The organism is Streptomyces sp. NPDC001617 (assembly GCF_053596855.1).
Genome location: NZ_JBSFHA010000005.1, coordinates 138,018 through 152,536, shown reverse-complemented (window position 1 = coordinate 152,536; position 14,519 = coordinate 138,018). Strand labels below are relative to the sequence as shown.

Here is a 14,519-nt window from a genome sequence, read left to right as displayed (position 1 = left end):
ATGAACACTTACCTCCGATACATCAAGATGTGCGCGAAATCATCATTTCGTGTCGGTTCGGCGGAGAGGGGTTCCCAGGATGAGCAGCGCATCGGTCTCGCCCCACGGCTTCGGGGTCGTACGGGGGCGCGGTTACCGTCCCGAACAGGTCGACGCGTTCGCCGTGGCCCTCTCCCACGACCGGGACGCCGCCTGGGAACGGGCCGCCCGTCTCACCGTGCTCGCCCGGGATATGGAGGCGGAGGTCGCGGGCCTGCGGGACACGGTGGCGCAGCTCGCGCCCCAGACGTACGACACGCTCGGGGAGGGCGCGCGACGCCTGTTCAAGCTCGCGCAGGAGGAGGCGGGCGCCATGCGGGAGAGCGCGCGGCAGGAGGCGCAGCGCCTGGTGGAGGCGGCGCAGGCGCACGCGGCCAGCGTGCGCGATGCGGCACAGGCGCACGCCGACGCCGTACGCGCCGACGCGGAGGAACGCGCCCGGCACCGGCTGCTCGCGGCGCGCGCCGAGGCCGACGAGATCCGTGTCTCCACCCGGCGCGAAGTGAAAGAGGGGCGCGGGGAGGCTCTCGGCGCACTCCGGGAAGTGCGCCAGCGCACCTCGGGGATGCTCACCGAGCAGGCCAAGGAGTTCGCCGAGCGCTGGGAGGAGTTCGAGCGGGCGGAGGCCGAGCGCGTGGCTGCGGTGGAGCGGGCGGAGGCCGAGCGCGTGGCGCGGGCCGAGGAGGCGTTGTCCGAGGCCAAGCGGGCGTTCGCGGAGGCGGAGGAGTCCGCGCGGCGGTGCCAGGAGGAGGCGCACGCGCGTGCCGCGGAGATGGTGTCGGGGGCCAGGGTGCGGGCGGAGCGGGTCGCCCGGGAGACGGAGCGGGTGCTGCGGGAGCACGGGGAGCGGTGGGACGACGTGCAGGCGCAGATGGATTACGTGCGGAGCAGTCTTACGGCGTTGACGGGGTCGCCGTCCGGGGAGTGAAGGGGAGCGGAGAGGTGAGTCGGGGGCGTGTGGTGTCGTAAGTGCGCCCCATCCGACCGAGCGGGGCTCACTTGCCGGCAGGCAGTCTCGCGGTGATGGACCGAGCCACTCGGACCACCTTGTCGTCCGCCACCCCGGTCGGCGCCGTCGAGGCGGTGTCGGCCGTGGTCGCGAAGGACAGCACCCAGGTGCGGGCCGCCGAGTTCCACACGACGAAGGTGATGTGCTGGCGCGCCTTCACCTGATAGGCGGTTTCCCGGAAGGTTCGGCGGCCCAGGTAGCTCACCGGGTCGATCCGCACGTCACGCATCCCGGCCGGGGCCGGGTTCGTCCGCAGGTCGTGGGCGGCGGACAGTTCGGCGTCGTAGGCGCGGGAGGCCGGGGTGAGGGACAGCACCGACGCTCCGCGGGCGTCGGCGTAACTGCAGACGTCCGGGGCGTCGCCCTTGTCGGGACTGACCTGGGTCATGAGCCGGGCGCCGGCGACGAGCCGCCGGGCGGCGTCCGCGGTCAGGGCGGCGCACAGGCGGGACGGTGGCGCCGTCTTCACCGAACCGGCGGCGTCGGCGGCAGCGGCAGCGTGGGTGCCGGCGGTGGCCGGGGGCGTGGAGTGGGTTGTGGTGCCGCAGGCGGTCAGCAGGCCGAAGGCGAGCGTCGCGATCGAACCGGCGGCGACACGGGAGAAACGACGCACCATGAGGGATCAGGTCCTGTTGGTCGGATGAGTTCGGGACGTGTTCGAGCCGAAGGACACCCCGCCGGTCGGCGGGGTGCCGCGGCGGACCGGTCAGGACCAGACGTGGTACGTCCCGTAGTCGCTGACCCGGAGGTTGGTCGTCCAGCTGCCCCAGCGCTCGTTCGGGGACCAGGAGAACTGGTAGGCCTTGCCGTTCGGCCTGGTCGGGCTCGGCAGGCAGGACTTCCCGGTGGAGTGGTAGATGCCCTGGTAGACGCCCTGCGTCCAGCGGCGCTGCACGACCTGGATCGGCTGGGCGAACTGGCCCGGCCGCAGGTTGGTGGTGAAGGTGTACGAGGTGGTGGTGGAGCCGCTGCGGTCGTACGAGGGGGTGATCTCGTCGAGCAGATTGCCGATCTTGGGGATCGGAACCTTGATGCTGAGGCCGACCGACCACTTCCAGCCCGTCGTCTTCGACTGCTGCCAGGCGTAGGAGCAGCTGGGAACGTTCCAGGGGCACTGGAACGTGGAGCCTCGCCACACCCAGTCCTGCCAGGTGTTGGACGCCGACTGCACGGTCACCGACCGCGTCTGGTTCGGAGTCGACGAGTTGCCGGCGATATCGGTCTGAGAGTTGTCCCAGTTCTGCAAGCACACCGTGCTGGCCGCCGAGGCGGAGCCGGGAGCCGCAAGTACCACCAGCGGGGCCAGCGCCAGCGCCGCCAGCCCCATCAACCTGCTCCCTCTCGGACTCTTGTTCCGTGCGCTCACGGAGTCCCCACTGATGTTGCGCTTGAACAGTTTCATGGGCGTTCCCCTGATCGTGTGCCGGCAGCGGGCGGCCGGCGTCTGATCACGAGATTCGCTGCGGAACTGTTGATCGGGTACCCGCTCCATGGGGCCGATCAATTGATTGGCCGGCGTGTACGACGTCTTTCCCCCGCCCGCCACCAAGCCCCGTGCCCCCATGGACGTCCCCGCCGTCACCCACCCCTTCGCACCGCCCCCGCCAGAATCCAGCCCTCCACCGCCTCGTACTGATGGCGCTGTTCCTCCGCTGCCCGCTGCCCCGACAGCACCGTCCCCAGCCACCCGAGCGCGAAGCCCAACGGAATCGTCACCAGGCCCGTCGTCGTGAACGGGAACCAGTTGAAGTCGGCGTCGGGGAAGGCGGAGACGGGTGAGCCGGAGACCAGATTCGTGCCCGGCATCAGGAGGAGGACGGACAACGAGCCGCCGATGAGGGTCCACAGCAGGCCGGTCCGTGTGTAGCGGCGCCAGAAGAGGCTGTAGACCAGGGCGGGCGCGATGGCCGAGGCGCCGAGGCAGAAGGAGAGGGTCACCAGGGGTTGCAGGCTGCGGTGTTGGACGAGGGTGGCCAGGAGGATCGCGGGGATGCCCACGGCCAGCGCCGACGCCCGGGCCAGACCCATCTCGCGGCGGGCCGACATCTCCTGCACGCGCGCGGCGAACACGTCGTGGGCGAGGGAGTTGGCACAGGCGAGGATCATGCCGGCGACGGAGGCGAGGAGGGTGAGGAAGATCGCCGTGGTCACGGTGGTGAAGAGGAAGGTCTCGGCAGTGGAGACGTCCGCGCCGAACGCCGCCCGGGAGCCCAGCAGATAGGCCGTGTTGCCCTGCGGGTCCGCCTGCGCGATGGCGGCCCGCCCGATCAGCGCCGTCGCGCCGAAGCCGACGACCGTCATGACGAGGACGAACAGGACGACCGACGACACCGCCCAGGACATCGACCGCCGCACCTGGCGTGCGCTGCTCGCGGTGTACATGCGCATCGTGACGTGGGGGAGGCAGGCGCCGCCCAGGACGACCGTCAGCTCCGAAGTGATCATGTCCAGGCGGGGGTTGGAGCTGCCCGCGAACTCCACGCCGGAGTGCAGGAAGCGGGTACCGACCCCGCTCTGCGCGGCGGCGGCGGAGAACAGCGCGCCGAGGTCCCAGTCGAACCGCCGCAGCATCAGTACGGCGACCACGGCGCCCGAACCGAGCAGCATCACCATCTTCAGGATCTGGATGAGGGCGGTGCCCTTCATACCGCCGATGGCCGCGTAGCTGATCATCAAGGCGCCGAGCCCGATGATGCAGCCGGTCTTCAGGGAGTCACCCGAGAAGCCGAGGATGAACGCCAACAACTGCCCGGTACCGGCCAGTTGCACCAGCATCAGCGGCAGCAGCGCGGTGATCGTCACCACGCACGCGGCGATCCGCACGCCGCGCCCCGGCATACGACGGGCCAGCGCGTCGCCCATGGTGAAGCGGCCCGCGTTCCGCAGGGGCTCGGCCAGCAGGAACATCAGCAGCATCAGGGACAGCGCGGTGCTGAGGGCGAGGACGATGCCGTCGTAACCGCACAGGGCGATGACCCCACCGGTCCCCAGCACGCTCGCCGCCGAGATGTAGTCGCCGGCGATCGCAAGGCCGTTGCGCATGGGGGAGAGGGAGCCGTAGCCGGTGTAGAACTCGTCCAGGTCGTCCCGGTCCGGGCCCGTCATGACGCACAGGAGCAGCGTGATCGTGGCGATCGCGGAGAACGCGACCAGGGACATGGCCTGCGCGTTGCCGCTGAAGCCGGTGGTCATCGGGCGGCCTCCCGTTTGGCGTCCAGTTCGGACTGCTTGCGGATGCGGTCCGCGATCGGGTCGACGCGGCGCCGGGCCGTGTGCTCGTACAGGGCGATCGCCAGCCAGGTGACCGGGATCTGGATCAGCGCCAGCAGCAGTCCGGCCGGCAGTCCGTCCGTCACGCTGCTCGTCATCACCGACGGGGCGAAGGCGGACAGGACGAGGAACAGGGTGAAGTAGCCGAGGGCGGCGAGGGAGGCGGTACGGCGCTGCCAGCGGTAGGCGCCGCGCAGCACGCGCAGGTCGCTGTGGTGGCCGAGGGGTGCGTGGGGTGCGCGGCGGTGAACGGGCGGTTCCGGTGGGGCGGTCGGGGGCTGCCAGGGGTAGGTGACGTCGTACGCCGGGAACTGGCCCAGGCGTTGGTGGTAGGGCTGGTAGGACTCGTACGGCGGCTCGTAGGACATCCCGGTGCTCCTGCGTGGCTCGGGTCCGTGCGGGGACGGCAGGGAGGTGGGGGGCGTGCGGAGCCACGCACGTTACTCGCCGGTTCAGGGGTGTGCGAGGTTTTCACCAAACTGATTGGTCGGTATGCGCTTACTACGCTGACCTCGGGTGTTACCCGGATTAACTCAGATTTTTGGCCGAGGTCTCTCGCCTGAGCGACGCTTCTTTCAGTCCTTGAGTACGGGGAAGCGGCGCGGCGCCAGGAGCAGCAGCACCACGAACGCCAGCGTCGCCGCGCACCCCGCGCCCACGTACACCGCGTGCACCGCGTCCGCGATCGCCCGTCGCGTCGCCTCCGGCACCCCGCCCCCGTCCAGCCCCCGTGTCACGGAGTCCAGGTCGCCCGCGCCACCGAGCCGGGCCGCCAGCACCCCGTTGGCCACCGCGCCGAACACCGACGCACCGATCGTCTGGCCGGTCTGGCGGCAGAAGAGGACCGATGCCGTCGTGGTGCCGCGTTCCGCCCAGCCGACCGTCGACTGCACCCCCACGATCAGCGGGAGTTGGAACAGGCCCAGCGCGGCTCCCAGCAACAGCATCAGCAGCGCCGGCTGCCACGCCTCGCCCGGATACGGGAGGAAGGGGAAGGTGAAAAGGATCAGTGCCGCCGTTGCGATGCCCAGCATCGCCGTGTTGCGGAACCCGATCCGGCCGTAGACGTGCTGGCTCAGGGCCGCCGAGACCGGCCAGCTCAACGTCCATACGCTCAGCACGAATCCCGCCGCCACCGGCGCCAGCCCCAGCACCGACTGCGCGTACGTCGGCAGGAACACGCTCGGCGCCACCATGAGCAGCCCCAGTGCGCCCAGGGCGAGATTGACCGCGGCGATCGTGCGGCGCCGCCACACCCACCCGGGGATGATCGGCTCGGCCGCCCGGCGCTCGACCCGCACGACGACTCCGGCCAGCCCAAGTCCCGTGGCGAACAGGGTGAGAGACGGCGACGACAGCCACGGCCAGGCCACCCCGCCCTGCACCAGGGCCGTCAGCAGTACGCCTCCGCACGCGAACACCGCCAGCGCGCCCGCCCAGTCGATGCGCGGGCGGCCGTTCAACTCCCGTTTCGGCTCGTGGAGATGGCGGACGATCAGCCACAACGCCAGCGCGCCGATGGGCAGGTTGACCAGGAAGATCCAGCGCCAGTCGGCGTACGCCGCCAGCACCCCGCCGACTCCCGGGCCGGCCACCGCCGACACCGCCCACACCGTGGACAGCTTGGACTGGATCTTCGGGCGGTCCTTGAGCGGGTACAGGTCGGCGGCCAGGGTCTGGACGGTGCCCTGCAACGCCCCACCGCCCAGGCCCTGCAGGATGCGGAACGCGATCAACGCCCCCATGTTCCAGGCCACCGCGCACAGCAGCGAGCCCAGCAGGAACACCGAAGCGCCCGCGATCAGCACCGGCTTGCGGCCGAAGGTGTCGGACAGCTTGCCGTACACCGGCAGGGTCACGGTGACCGCGAGGAGGTAGCCGGAGAAGAGCCACGAGAAGACCGAGAAGCCGCCGAGGTCGCCGACGATCTGGGGGACGGCCGTGGAGACGATGGTGGAGTCGAGGGCGGCGAGCGCCATGGCGAGCATGAGTGCGGCTACGACGGCTCCGCGTCTGCGGGAGGCCTGCGAGGGCTCGCCCGCCACCGACGTCCGTATCTCCGTCTCCCCCTGGTCCACAGGATTCCTTCCCCTTGCATCTATCCGGCGCCCAACAGCTTCCCACTTGACCCTCACGTCGCGGCAGGGTGCAGCCTGTGTGGACCCGGGGGTGGAGCGGACCCCGAGAACCGGTCCACCCGGCGGTGGAGATCCCCTAGGGGTACCTCCGCAGCAAGGCTCGGGGGAGGGTTCGTACCCCTGGAGGACGAGACCGAGCAGGGAGCGTCCTTAACCTGGCTTTACGCCGCTGGGGGGCGGTTGACCGGACCGGCGGGGGTGGGGTTTTCCCCCGTGGAAGAGGGTGCTGAGCACCAGCGCGCGGGACCCCTCGCAGGCGCCAGACTCATCGACGTACCCGACGAACCACCGACCACCGAACGATGTATCAACTCACGCGACTCATCTGTCGTCCGACATAGGAGAAATACCATGACATCGGCCGTGACCATTCCCAGGCACGGGGGCACTGGAGGGCGTACGGCCGTCGCCGCGCGGGCGCGGCAGGTCGTCAAGGCGTACGGGGCCGGGGAGACCCGGGTCGTCGCCCTCGACCATGTGGACGTGGACATCGCCCGCGGGCAGTTCACCGCGATCATGGGCCCGTCCGGGTCCGGCAAGTCCACGCTCATGCACTGCCTCGCCGGGCTCGACACCGTCACCTCCGGGCAGATCCATCTCGACGAGACCGAGATCACCGGGCTGAAGGACAAGAAGCTCACGAAGCTGCGGCGGGACCGGATCGGGTTCATCTTCCAGGCGTTCAACCTGCTGCCGACGCTGAATGCGATCGAGAACATCACGCTGCCCATGGACATCGCGGGGCGGAAGCCGGACCGGGAGTGGCTGGCGAGGGTCGTCGACACGGTGGGGCTGAGCGACCGGCTCAAGCACCGGCCCGCCCAGCTCTCCGGTGGTCAGCAGCAGCGTGTCGCGGTGGCCCGTGCGCTGGCCGCGCGGCCCGAGATCATCTTCGGCGACGAGCCGACCGGAAACCTGGACTCCCGTGCCGGCGCCGAGGTGTTGGGCTTCCTGCGGCGGTCCGTGGACGAACTCGGGCAGACCATCGTGATGGTCACGCACGACCCGGTGGCCGCCTCGTACGCGGACCGTGTGCTGTACCTCGCCGACGGCCGGATCGTCGACGAGATGTACAAGCCGACCGCGGACGCCGTCCTCGACCGTATGAAGGACTTCGACGCCCGGGGGCGTACGTCATGACCGTCATGAAGACCTCGATGCGCAACTTCTTCGCGCACAAGGGGCGGATGGCGCTGTCGGCCATCGCGGTCCTGCTGTCGGTGGGGTTCGTCTGCGGGACGCTCGTCTTCACCGACACGATGAACACGACGTTCGACAAGCTGTTCCAGGCCACCTCGTCCGATGTGACCGTCAGCGCCAAGGGCGCCTCGGACAGCGGGGCGACGGACTCCGACAACGGCAAACCGCCGTTCTTCCCGGCCTCCGTGGTCGGCAAGGTGAAGGCCGCACAGGGCGTGAAGGCGGCGGAGGGGACCGTCTTCTCGACCTCCGTGACCGTGGTGGACGGGAAGAAGGACAATCTCTCGCCGTCGAGCGGCGCGCCGACCATCGTCGGTAGCTGGAACGGCAACGACGCCCGCACCATGAAGATCACCTCCGGTACGGCGCCCAAGGGGCCGGACCAGGTGATGGTCGACCGGGACACCGTCGACAAGCACCACCTCAAGCTCGGTGACGAGATCGGTGTGATCAGCGCGGTCGGCACGCACAACGCCCGGATCTCCGGCATCGCCGACTTCCAGGTCACCAACCCCGGTGCGGCGATCTTCTACCTGGACACCAAGACGGCGCAGGAGACCCTCGTCGGCAGGACGGGTGTCTTCACGAACGTCAACGTCACCGCCGCCTCCGGGGTGACCGACGCCCAGCTGAAGAAGAACGTCGTCGGTGAACTCGGCACCGCCTACAAGGTGCAGACCGCCAAGGAGACCGCCGACGCCAACCAGAAGGACGTCGAGGGCTTCATGAACGTCATGAAGTACGCGATGCTCGGCTTCGCCGGGATCGCCTTCCTCGTCGGCATCTTCCTGATCATCAACACCTTCTCGATGCTGGTCGCGCAGCGGACCAGGGAGATCGGCCTGATGCGGGCCATCGGGTCCAGCCGGAAACAGGTGAACCGGTCCGTGCTGGCCGAGGCGCTCCTGCTCGGTGTCTTCGGCTCGGTGCTGGGCGTCGGCGCGGGCGTCGGGCTCGCGGTCGGGCTGATGAAGCTCATGGGCTCCATGGGCATGCATCTCTCGACGGCCGACCTGACGGTCAAGTGGACGACCCCGGTGGTCGGTCTGCTCCTCGGGGTCGTCGTCACCGTCCTCGCCGCCTACCTGCCCGCCCGCCGGGCCGGCAAGGTCTCCCCGATGGCCGCGCTGCGGGACGCCGGTGCTCCGGCCGACGCCAGGGCGGGTCGCATACGGGCCCTGGTGGGCGTGCTGCTGACCGGTGCCGGCGGCTACAGCCTCTACCTGGCCGGCAACGTCAGCAAGGCGACCGACGGTTCGCTGTGGCTGGGTCTGGGTGTCGTCCTCTCCCTCATCGGGTTCGTGGTCATCGGCCCGCTGCTCGTGGCCGGTGTGGTGCGCGTCCTGGGCGCCGTACTGCTGCGGATGTTCGGTCCGGTCGGGCGGATGGCCGAGCGCAACGCACTGCGCAACCCGCGCCGAACGGGTGCCACGGGCGCCGCCCTGATGATCGGGCTCGCGCTGGTCGCCTGTCTGTCGGTGGTCGGCTCGTCGATGGTCGCCTCCGCCACGGACCAGCTCGACAAGACCGTCGGCACGGACTTCATCATCCAGTCCGACAGCGGGCAGCTGGTCACCCCGCAGGCGGTCAAGGCCGTCAAGGACACGCCGGGGCTGGCGCGGGTCACCGAGTACAAGTCGACCGAGGCCGACTACACGACGCCCGACGGCAAGACGCTCAAGGACACCGACATCACCGCGGCCGATCCGACGTACGCGAGCGACCTCCGCAAGAAGATGGTCGCCGGGAAGCTCAAGGACGCCTATCTGCCCGACTCGATGTCCGTGCACGAGAAGTTCGCCAAGGCGCACGACATCCACCTGGGCTCGAGGATCAAGGTCGCCTTCAAGGACGGCGGCACGGCCGAACTGACGGTCCGGGCCATCACCACCAGCGACGACGTGATCGACCAGGGCGCCAAGTACACCTCGATCGCCACGCTCGCGAAATACGTGCCGGCCGACAAGATGCCGCTCGACGAGCTGGTCTTCGCCACCGCCGACAAGGGGCAGCAGGACGCCGCGTACACGTCGCTGAAGTCCGCGCTGCACGACTACCCGCAGTACAAGGTGCGCGACCAGACCGACTACAAGCAGGCCCTGAAGGACCAGATCGGCCAGCTCCTGAACATGATCTACGGCCTCCTCGCCCTGGCGATCATCGTCGCCGTCCTGGGCGTGGTGAACACCCTGGCCCTCTCGGTGGTCGAGCGGACCCGTGAGATCGGCCTGATGCGCGCCATCGGCCTCTCCCGCCGCCAGCTGCGCCGCATGATCCGCATGGAGTCGGTGGTCATCGCCCTCTTCGGCGCCCTGCTGGGCCTCGGCCTGGGCATGGGCTGGGGCGCCACCGCCCAGCAGCTCCTCGCCCTGGAGGGCCTGAAGGTCCTGGACATCCCGTGGCCGACGATCACCGCGGTCTTCCTCGGCTCGGCGTTCGTGGGGCTGTTCGCGGCACTGATCCCGGCGTTCCGGGCGGGGCGGATGAACGTGCTGAACGCGATCGCCACCGAGTAGGGGGGACGGGGGGTACGGCCACCGCACACGGGGGTTGCGGGGGAGCGCCCGGCACCGGGGAGTCTTGGGGGACTCGCCGGTGCCGGGCCTTTTGGACGCGGGACACGGAAGACTCGGCCCATGGACGCAGGACTCGCCGCGCTGTCGGGTGCCGCTGTCGGCTCGGTCGCCACTCTCGCCGCCGCGCTCGTGAGCGGCCGGACACAGGCACGGGCGCAGCATGATCAGTGGCGCCGTCAGCACCGCCGCGACGCATACGCCGGCTACCTCAGTGCACTCCACGACCGCGACATCGCCATGGACGCCGTCCTCGACGCGCTGCGTTCGGACGACCCGGACCTGGCCGACCTCGACGAGAAAAGACGTCACTTCGTCACCCTGGCCCGCGAGGTCCACCGCGCGGCCGAAGTCGTCCTCCTCGAAGGACCGGCGTCCCTGACCGAAGTCGTCTCGCGAGTCGCCCACGCCTCCAGCGACCTCTCCCACGTCATGCGGCGGATGGCCGAGAACGCCCATGCGCGGGACACCACCGCCACAGCGGAGGACGCCGCCCTCGCCGTGGAACGGGAGGACGTCCTCCACCAGGCGATCAGAGCCTTCCGGCCGGCGGCTCGCAGCGTCATCGGCACCACGGACTGACACGGCCGGCCCCGATGGGCGCGCCGACGCCGGGCACCCCACCCACCGGCGTTGTCCACAGCCCCCCGCGCCCTCGCCGCCGCCGACGTAGGCTGGAGGTACCCCCGGCCCGCAGCGCGCGTCGGGCGATTCGCGTTGCCCACCCCCGGACGAAAGCCGCCCCGAATGAGCCTGCACGGTCTGCTCGACGCCGTCGTCAAGGACCCCGCCCTCGCGGAAGCGATCAGGGCGGGCGCAGACGGCAACCGCATGCACGTCGATCTGGTCGGCCCCCCGGCGGCCCGCCCGTTCGCGGTGGCCGCGCTGGCCCGCGAGACCGGCCGCCCGGTGCTGGCGGTGACGGCGACGGGACGCGAGGCGGAGGATCTGGCGGCCGCTCTGAGGTCCCTGCTGCCGGCGGACGGCGTCGTCGAGTACCCCTCCTGGGAGACCCTCCCGCACGAGCGGCTGAGCCCGCGCAGCGACACCGTGGGCCGCCGGCTCGCGGTCCTGCGGCGCCTCGCCCACCCCACCCCCGACGACCCCGAGACCGGGCCGGTGTCCGTGGTCGTGGCGCCCGTACGGTCCGTGCTGCAGCCGCAGGTCAAGGGGCTCGGAGATCTGGAGCCGGTCGCCCTGAGGACCGGGCGGACCGCCGATCTGAACACCGTCGTGGAGGCCCTCGCCGCCGCCGCGTACGCGCGCGTGGAACTCGTCGAGAAGCGGGGCGAGTTCGCCGTACGAGGCGGGATCCTGGACGTCTTCCCGCCCACCGAGGAGCACCCCCTCCGCGTCGAGTTCTGGGGCGACGACGTCGAGGAGATCCGCTACTTCAAGGTCGCCGACCAGCGGTCGCTCGAAGTCGCCGAGCACGGGCTGTGGGCGCCCCCCTGCCGTGAACTTCTGTTGACGGAAGACGTCCGTACGCGTGCGCGTACCCTCGCCGAACAGCACCCCGAGCTGGGCGAGCTGCTCGGCAGGATCGCCGAGGGGATCGCGGTCGAGGGCATGGAGTCCCTCGCCCCCGTCCTCGTCGACGACATGGAGCTGCTGCTCGACGTACTGCCCGCGCGCGCCATGGCCGTGGTGTGCGACCCGGAGCGGGTCCGCACGCGCGCCGCCGATCTCGTCGCCACCAGCCAGGAGTTCCTGCAGGCCTCCTGGGCGGCCACCGCGGGCGGCGGCGAGGCCCCCATCGACGTCGACGCGGCCTCGCTCTGGTCCATCGCGGACGTCCGGGACCGGGCCCGCGAGCTGGGCATGATGTGGTGGTCGGTGTCGCCCTTCGCGGCGGACGAGGAGTTGGACGCAGACACGCTGAAGCTCGGCATGCACGCCCCCGAGACCTACCGCGGCGACACCGCCAAGGCCCTCGCCGACACCAAGGGCTGGCTCGCCGACGGCTGGCGCACGGTCTTCGTCACCGAGGCCCACGGCCCGGCCGCCCGCACGGTCGAGGTCCTCGGCGGCGAGGGTGTCGCGGCCCGTCTGGAGGCGGACCTCGGCAGGATCTCCCCGTCCGTCGTGCACGTGGCGTGCGGCTCGATCGACTACGGCTTCGTCGACACGGCGCTCAAGCTGGCCGTCCTGACCGAGACCGACCTCTCCGGACAGAAGGCGGCCGGCAAGGACGGCGCCCGGATGCCGGCCCGCCGCCGCAAGACCATCGACCCGCTCACCCTGGAGGCGGGCGACTACATCGTCCACGAGCAGCACGGCGTGGGCCGCTACATCGAGATGGTGCAGCGGACCGTGCAGGGCGCGACCCGCGAATACCTCGTCGTCGAGTACGCCCCCGCCAAGCGCGGCCAGCCCGGCGACCGCCTCTACATCCCCACCGACCAGCTGGAGCAGATCACCAAGTACGTCGGCGGCGAGGCCCCGACCCTCCACCGCCTGGGCGGCGCCGACTGGACCAAGACCAAGGCGCGCGCCAAGAAGGCCGTCAAGGAGATCGCGGCCGACCTCATCAAGCTGTACAGCGCGCGCATGGCGGCCCCCGGGCACATCTTCGGCCCGGACACCCCCTGGCAGCGCGAGCTGGAGGACGCCTTCCCGTACGTCGAGACCCCCGACCAGCTGACCACCATCGCCGAGGTCAAGGAGGACATGGAGAAGTCGGTCCCCATGGACCGCCTGATCTGCGGCGACGTCGGCTACGGCAAGACGGAGATCGCGGTGCGGGCCGCGTTCAAGGCGGTCCAGGACGGCAAACAGGTGGCGGTGCTGGTGCCGACCACGCTGTTGGTGCAGCAGCACTTCGGGACGTTCTCCGACCGCTACTCCCAATTCCCCGTGAAGGTACGGGCGTTGTCGCGCTTCCAGACGGACACCGAGGCGAAGGCGGTCCTGGAGGGGCTGCGCGAGGGCTCGGTGGACGTCGTCATCGGCACGCACCGCCTGTTCTCGTCGGAGACGAAATTCAAGGACCTGGGCCTGGTCATCGTCGACGAGGAGCAGCGCTTCGGCGTCGAGCACAAGGAGCAGCTGAAGAAGCTGCGCGCGAACGTGGACGTCCTGACGATGTCCGCGACCCCGATCCCCAGAACCCTGGAGATGGCGGTCACCGGCATCCGCGAGATGTCGACGATCACCACCCCGCCCGAGGAGCGCCACCCGGTCCTGACCTTCGTCGGCCCGTACGAGGAGAAGCAGATCGGCGCGGCGATCCGCCGTGAACTCCTGCGCGAGGGCCAGGTCTTCTACATCCACAACCGGGTGGAGTCGATCGACCGCGCGGCCTCGCGCCTGCGGGAGATCGTCCCCGAGGCGCGCATCGCGACGGCCCACGGCCAGATGTCGGAGTCGACGCTGGAACAGGTGGTGGTCGACTTCTGGGAGAAGAAGTACGACGTCCTCGTCTCCACCACGATCGTCGAGTCCGGCATCGACATCTCCAACGCGAACACGCTGATCGTGGAGCGCGGCGACAACTTCGGCCTCTCCCAGCTGCACCAGCTGCGCGGCCGGGTCGGCCGGGGCCGTGAACGCGGTTACGCCTACTTCCTCTACCCGCCGGAGAAGCCGCTGACGGAGACGGCCCACGAGCGGCTCGCGACGATCGCCCAGCACACGGAGATGGGCGCGGGCATGTACGTGGCGATGAAGGACCTGGAGATCCGCGGCGCGGGCAATCTGCTGGGCGGCGAACAGTCCGGGCACATCGCGGGCGTCGGCTTCGACCTGTACGTCCGGATGGTCGGCGAGGCGGTCGCGGACTACCGCGCCTCCCTGGAAGGCGGCGTGGAGGAGGAGCCGCCCCTGGAGGTCAAGATCGAGCTCCCGGTCGACGCACACGTCCCGCACGACTACGCCCCCGGCGAGCGCCTGCGCCTCCAGGCGTACCGCGCCATCGCCTCCGTCAACACGGAGGAGGACATCAAGGCGGTCCGCGAGGAACTCGTCGACCGCTACGGCAAGTTGCCCGAACCGGTCGAGAACCTGCTTCTGGTGGCCGGCCTCCGTATGCTCGCCCGCGCGTGCGGCGTCGGCGAAGTCGTCCTTCAGGGCAACAACATCCGCTTCGCACCGGTGGAGTTGAGGGAGTCCCAGGAACTGCGGGTCAAGCGGCTCTACCCGGGGACCGTCATCAAGCCGGCGGTGCACCAGGTTCTCGTACCCCGCCCGAAGACCGCGAAGGTGGGCGGAAAGCCGCTGGTCGGGCGTGAACTGCTGGGCTGGGTCGGGGAGTTCCTGACATCGATCCTCGGATCGTAGGAGGATTCCGGG

At 70.2% G+C, this 14,519-nt stretch carries 10 protein-coding genes; 5 read left to right on the top strand and 5 right to left on the bottom strand.

Features of this window, described 5'->3' with window-relative positions; translation table 11 throughout:
* Positions 1-79: 79 nt before the first annotated feature.
* The gene (locus ACWC09_RS06090; protein WP_450848960.1) at positions 80-967 is read left to right on the top strand and encodes a cellulose-binding protein; all 888 of its coding nucleotides are present in this window, start codon (positions 80-82) and stop codon (positions 965-967) included.
* Between the two features lie 67 nt (positions 968-1,034).
* Here ACWC09_RS06090 and ACWC09_RS06085 read toward each other — a convergent pair whose 3' ends face one another.
* From ACWC09_RS06085 to ACWC09_RS06065, 5 genes are all read right to left on the bottom strand, one after another.
* Complete coding sequence (locus ACWC09_RS06085; protein WP_450848958.1) at positions 1,035-1,664, bottom strand: hypothetical protein; 630 nt, start codon at positions 1,662-1,664, stop codon at positions 1,035-1,037.
* 90 nt (positions 1,665-1,754) lie between these two features.
* Positions 1,755-2,450, bottom strand: a complete 696-nt coding sequence (locus tag ACWC09_RS06080; RefSeq protein WP_450848956.1) for a hypothetical protein — start codon at positions 2,448-2,450, stop codon at positions 1,755-1,757.
* 176 nt (positions 2,451-2,626) lie between these two features.
* Entirely contained in the window at positions 2,627-4,240 is a 1,614-nt protein-coding gene (locus ACWC09_RS06075; protein ID WP_450848954.1) for a sodium/solute symporter, read from the bottom strand.
* A complete protein-coding gene (locus ACWC09_RS06070; RefSeq protein ID WP_450848952.1) occupies positions 4,237-4,686 on the bottom strand; it encodes a DUF485 domain-containing protein in 450 nt (149 codons plus the stop codon). The genes ACWC09_RS06075 and ACWC09_RS06070 overlap by 4 nt, the downstream gene beginning before the upstream one ends.
* Positions 4,687-4,893: 207 nt before the next feature.
* Entirely contained in the window at positions 4,894-6,396 is a 1,503-nt protein-coding gene (locus ACWC09_RS06065; RefSeq protein WP_450848950.1) for an MFS transporter, read from the bottom strand.
* Between the two features lie 411 nt (positions 6,397-6,807).
* Here ACWC09_RS06065 and ACWC09_RS06060 point away from each other — a divergent pair, with 411 nt between their 5' ends.
* From ACWC09_RS06060 to mfd, 4 genes are all read left to right on the top strand, one after another.
* Positions 6,808-7,596 (top strand): ABC transporter ATP-binding protein, encoded by a 789-nt coding sequence (locus ACWC09_RS06060; protein WP_450848948.1) that lies wholly within the window; start codon positions 6,808-6,810, stop codon positions 7,594-7,596.
* Positions 7,593-10,172 carry an ABC transporter permease gene (locus ACWC09_RS06055; RefSeq protein ID WP_450848946.1) on the top strand — a complete coding sequence of 860 codons (2,580 nt, stop codon included), beginning with the start codon at positions 7,593-7,595 and terminating at the stop codon, positions 10,170-10,172. The genes ACWC09_RS06060 and ACWC09_RS06055 overlap by 4 nt, the downstream gene beginning before the upstream one ends.
* A 120-nt stretch (positions 10,173-10,292) precedes the next feature.
* Complete coding sequence (locus ACWC09_RS06050) at positions 10,293-10,811, top strand: proline dehydrogenase (RefSeq protein WP_450848944.1); 519 nt, start codon at positions 10,293-10,295, stop codon at positions 10,809-10,811.
* 165 nt (positions 10,812-10,976) lie between these two features.
* Positions 10,977-14,507 carry a transcription-repair coupling factor gene (gene mfd, locus ACWC09_RS06045; RefSeq protein ID WP_450848943.1) on the top strand — a complete coding sequence of 1,177 codons (3,531 nt, stop codon included), beginning with the start codon at positions 10,977-10,979 and terminating at the stop codon, positions 14,505-14,507.
* Positions 14,508-14,519: the final 12 nt, after the last annotated feature.

Excerpts from the sequence above, each read along its gene's own strand:
- ACWC09_RS06085 (WP_450848958.1), bottom strand. The coding sequence starts at position 1,664 with ATGGTGCGTCGTTTCTCCCGTGTCGCCGCCGGTTCGATCGCGACGCTC.
- ACWC09_RS06055 (WP_450848946.1), top strand. The coding sequence starts at position 7,593 with ATGACCGTCATGAAGACCTCGATGCGCAACTTCTTCGCGCACAAGGGG.
- ACWC09_RS06075 (WP_450848954.1), bottom strand. The coding sequence starts at position 4,240 with ATGACCACCGGCTTCAGCGGCAACGCGCAGGCCATGTCCCTGGTCGCG.
- ACWC09_RS06070 (WP_450848952.1), bottom strand. The coding sequence starts at position 4,686 with ATGTCCTACGAGCCGCCGTACGAGTCCTACCAGCCCTACCACCAACGC.
- ACWC09_RS06090 (WP_450848960.1), top strand. The coding sequence starts at position 80 with ATGAGCAGCGCATCGGTCTCGCCCCACGGCTTCGGGGTCGTACGGGGG.
- ACWC09_RS06050 (WP_450848944.1), top strand. The coding sequence starts at position 10,293 with ATGGACGCAGGACTCGCCGCGCTGTCGGGTGCCGCTGTCGGCTCGGTC.
- mfd (WP_450848943.1), top strand. The coding sequence starts at position 10,977 with ATGAGCCTGCACGGTCTGCTCGACGCCGTCGTCAAGGACCCCGCCCTC.
- ACWC09_RS06080 (WP_450848956.1), bottom strand. The coding sequence starts at position 2,450 with ATGAAACTGTTCAAGCGCAACATCAGTGGGGACTCCGTGAGCGCACGG.
- ACWC09_RS06060 (WP_450848948.1), top strand. The coding sequence starts at position 6,808 with ATGACATCGGCCGTGACCATTCCCAGGCACGGGGGCACTGGAGGGCGT.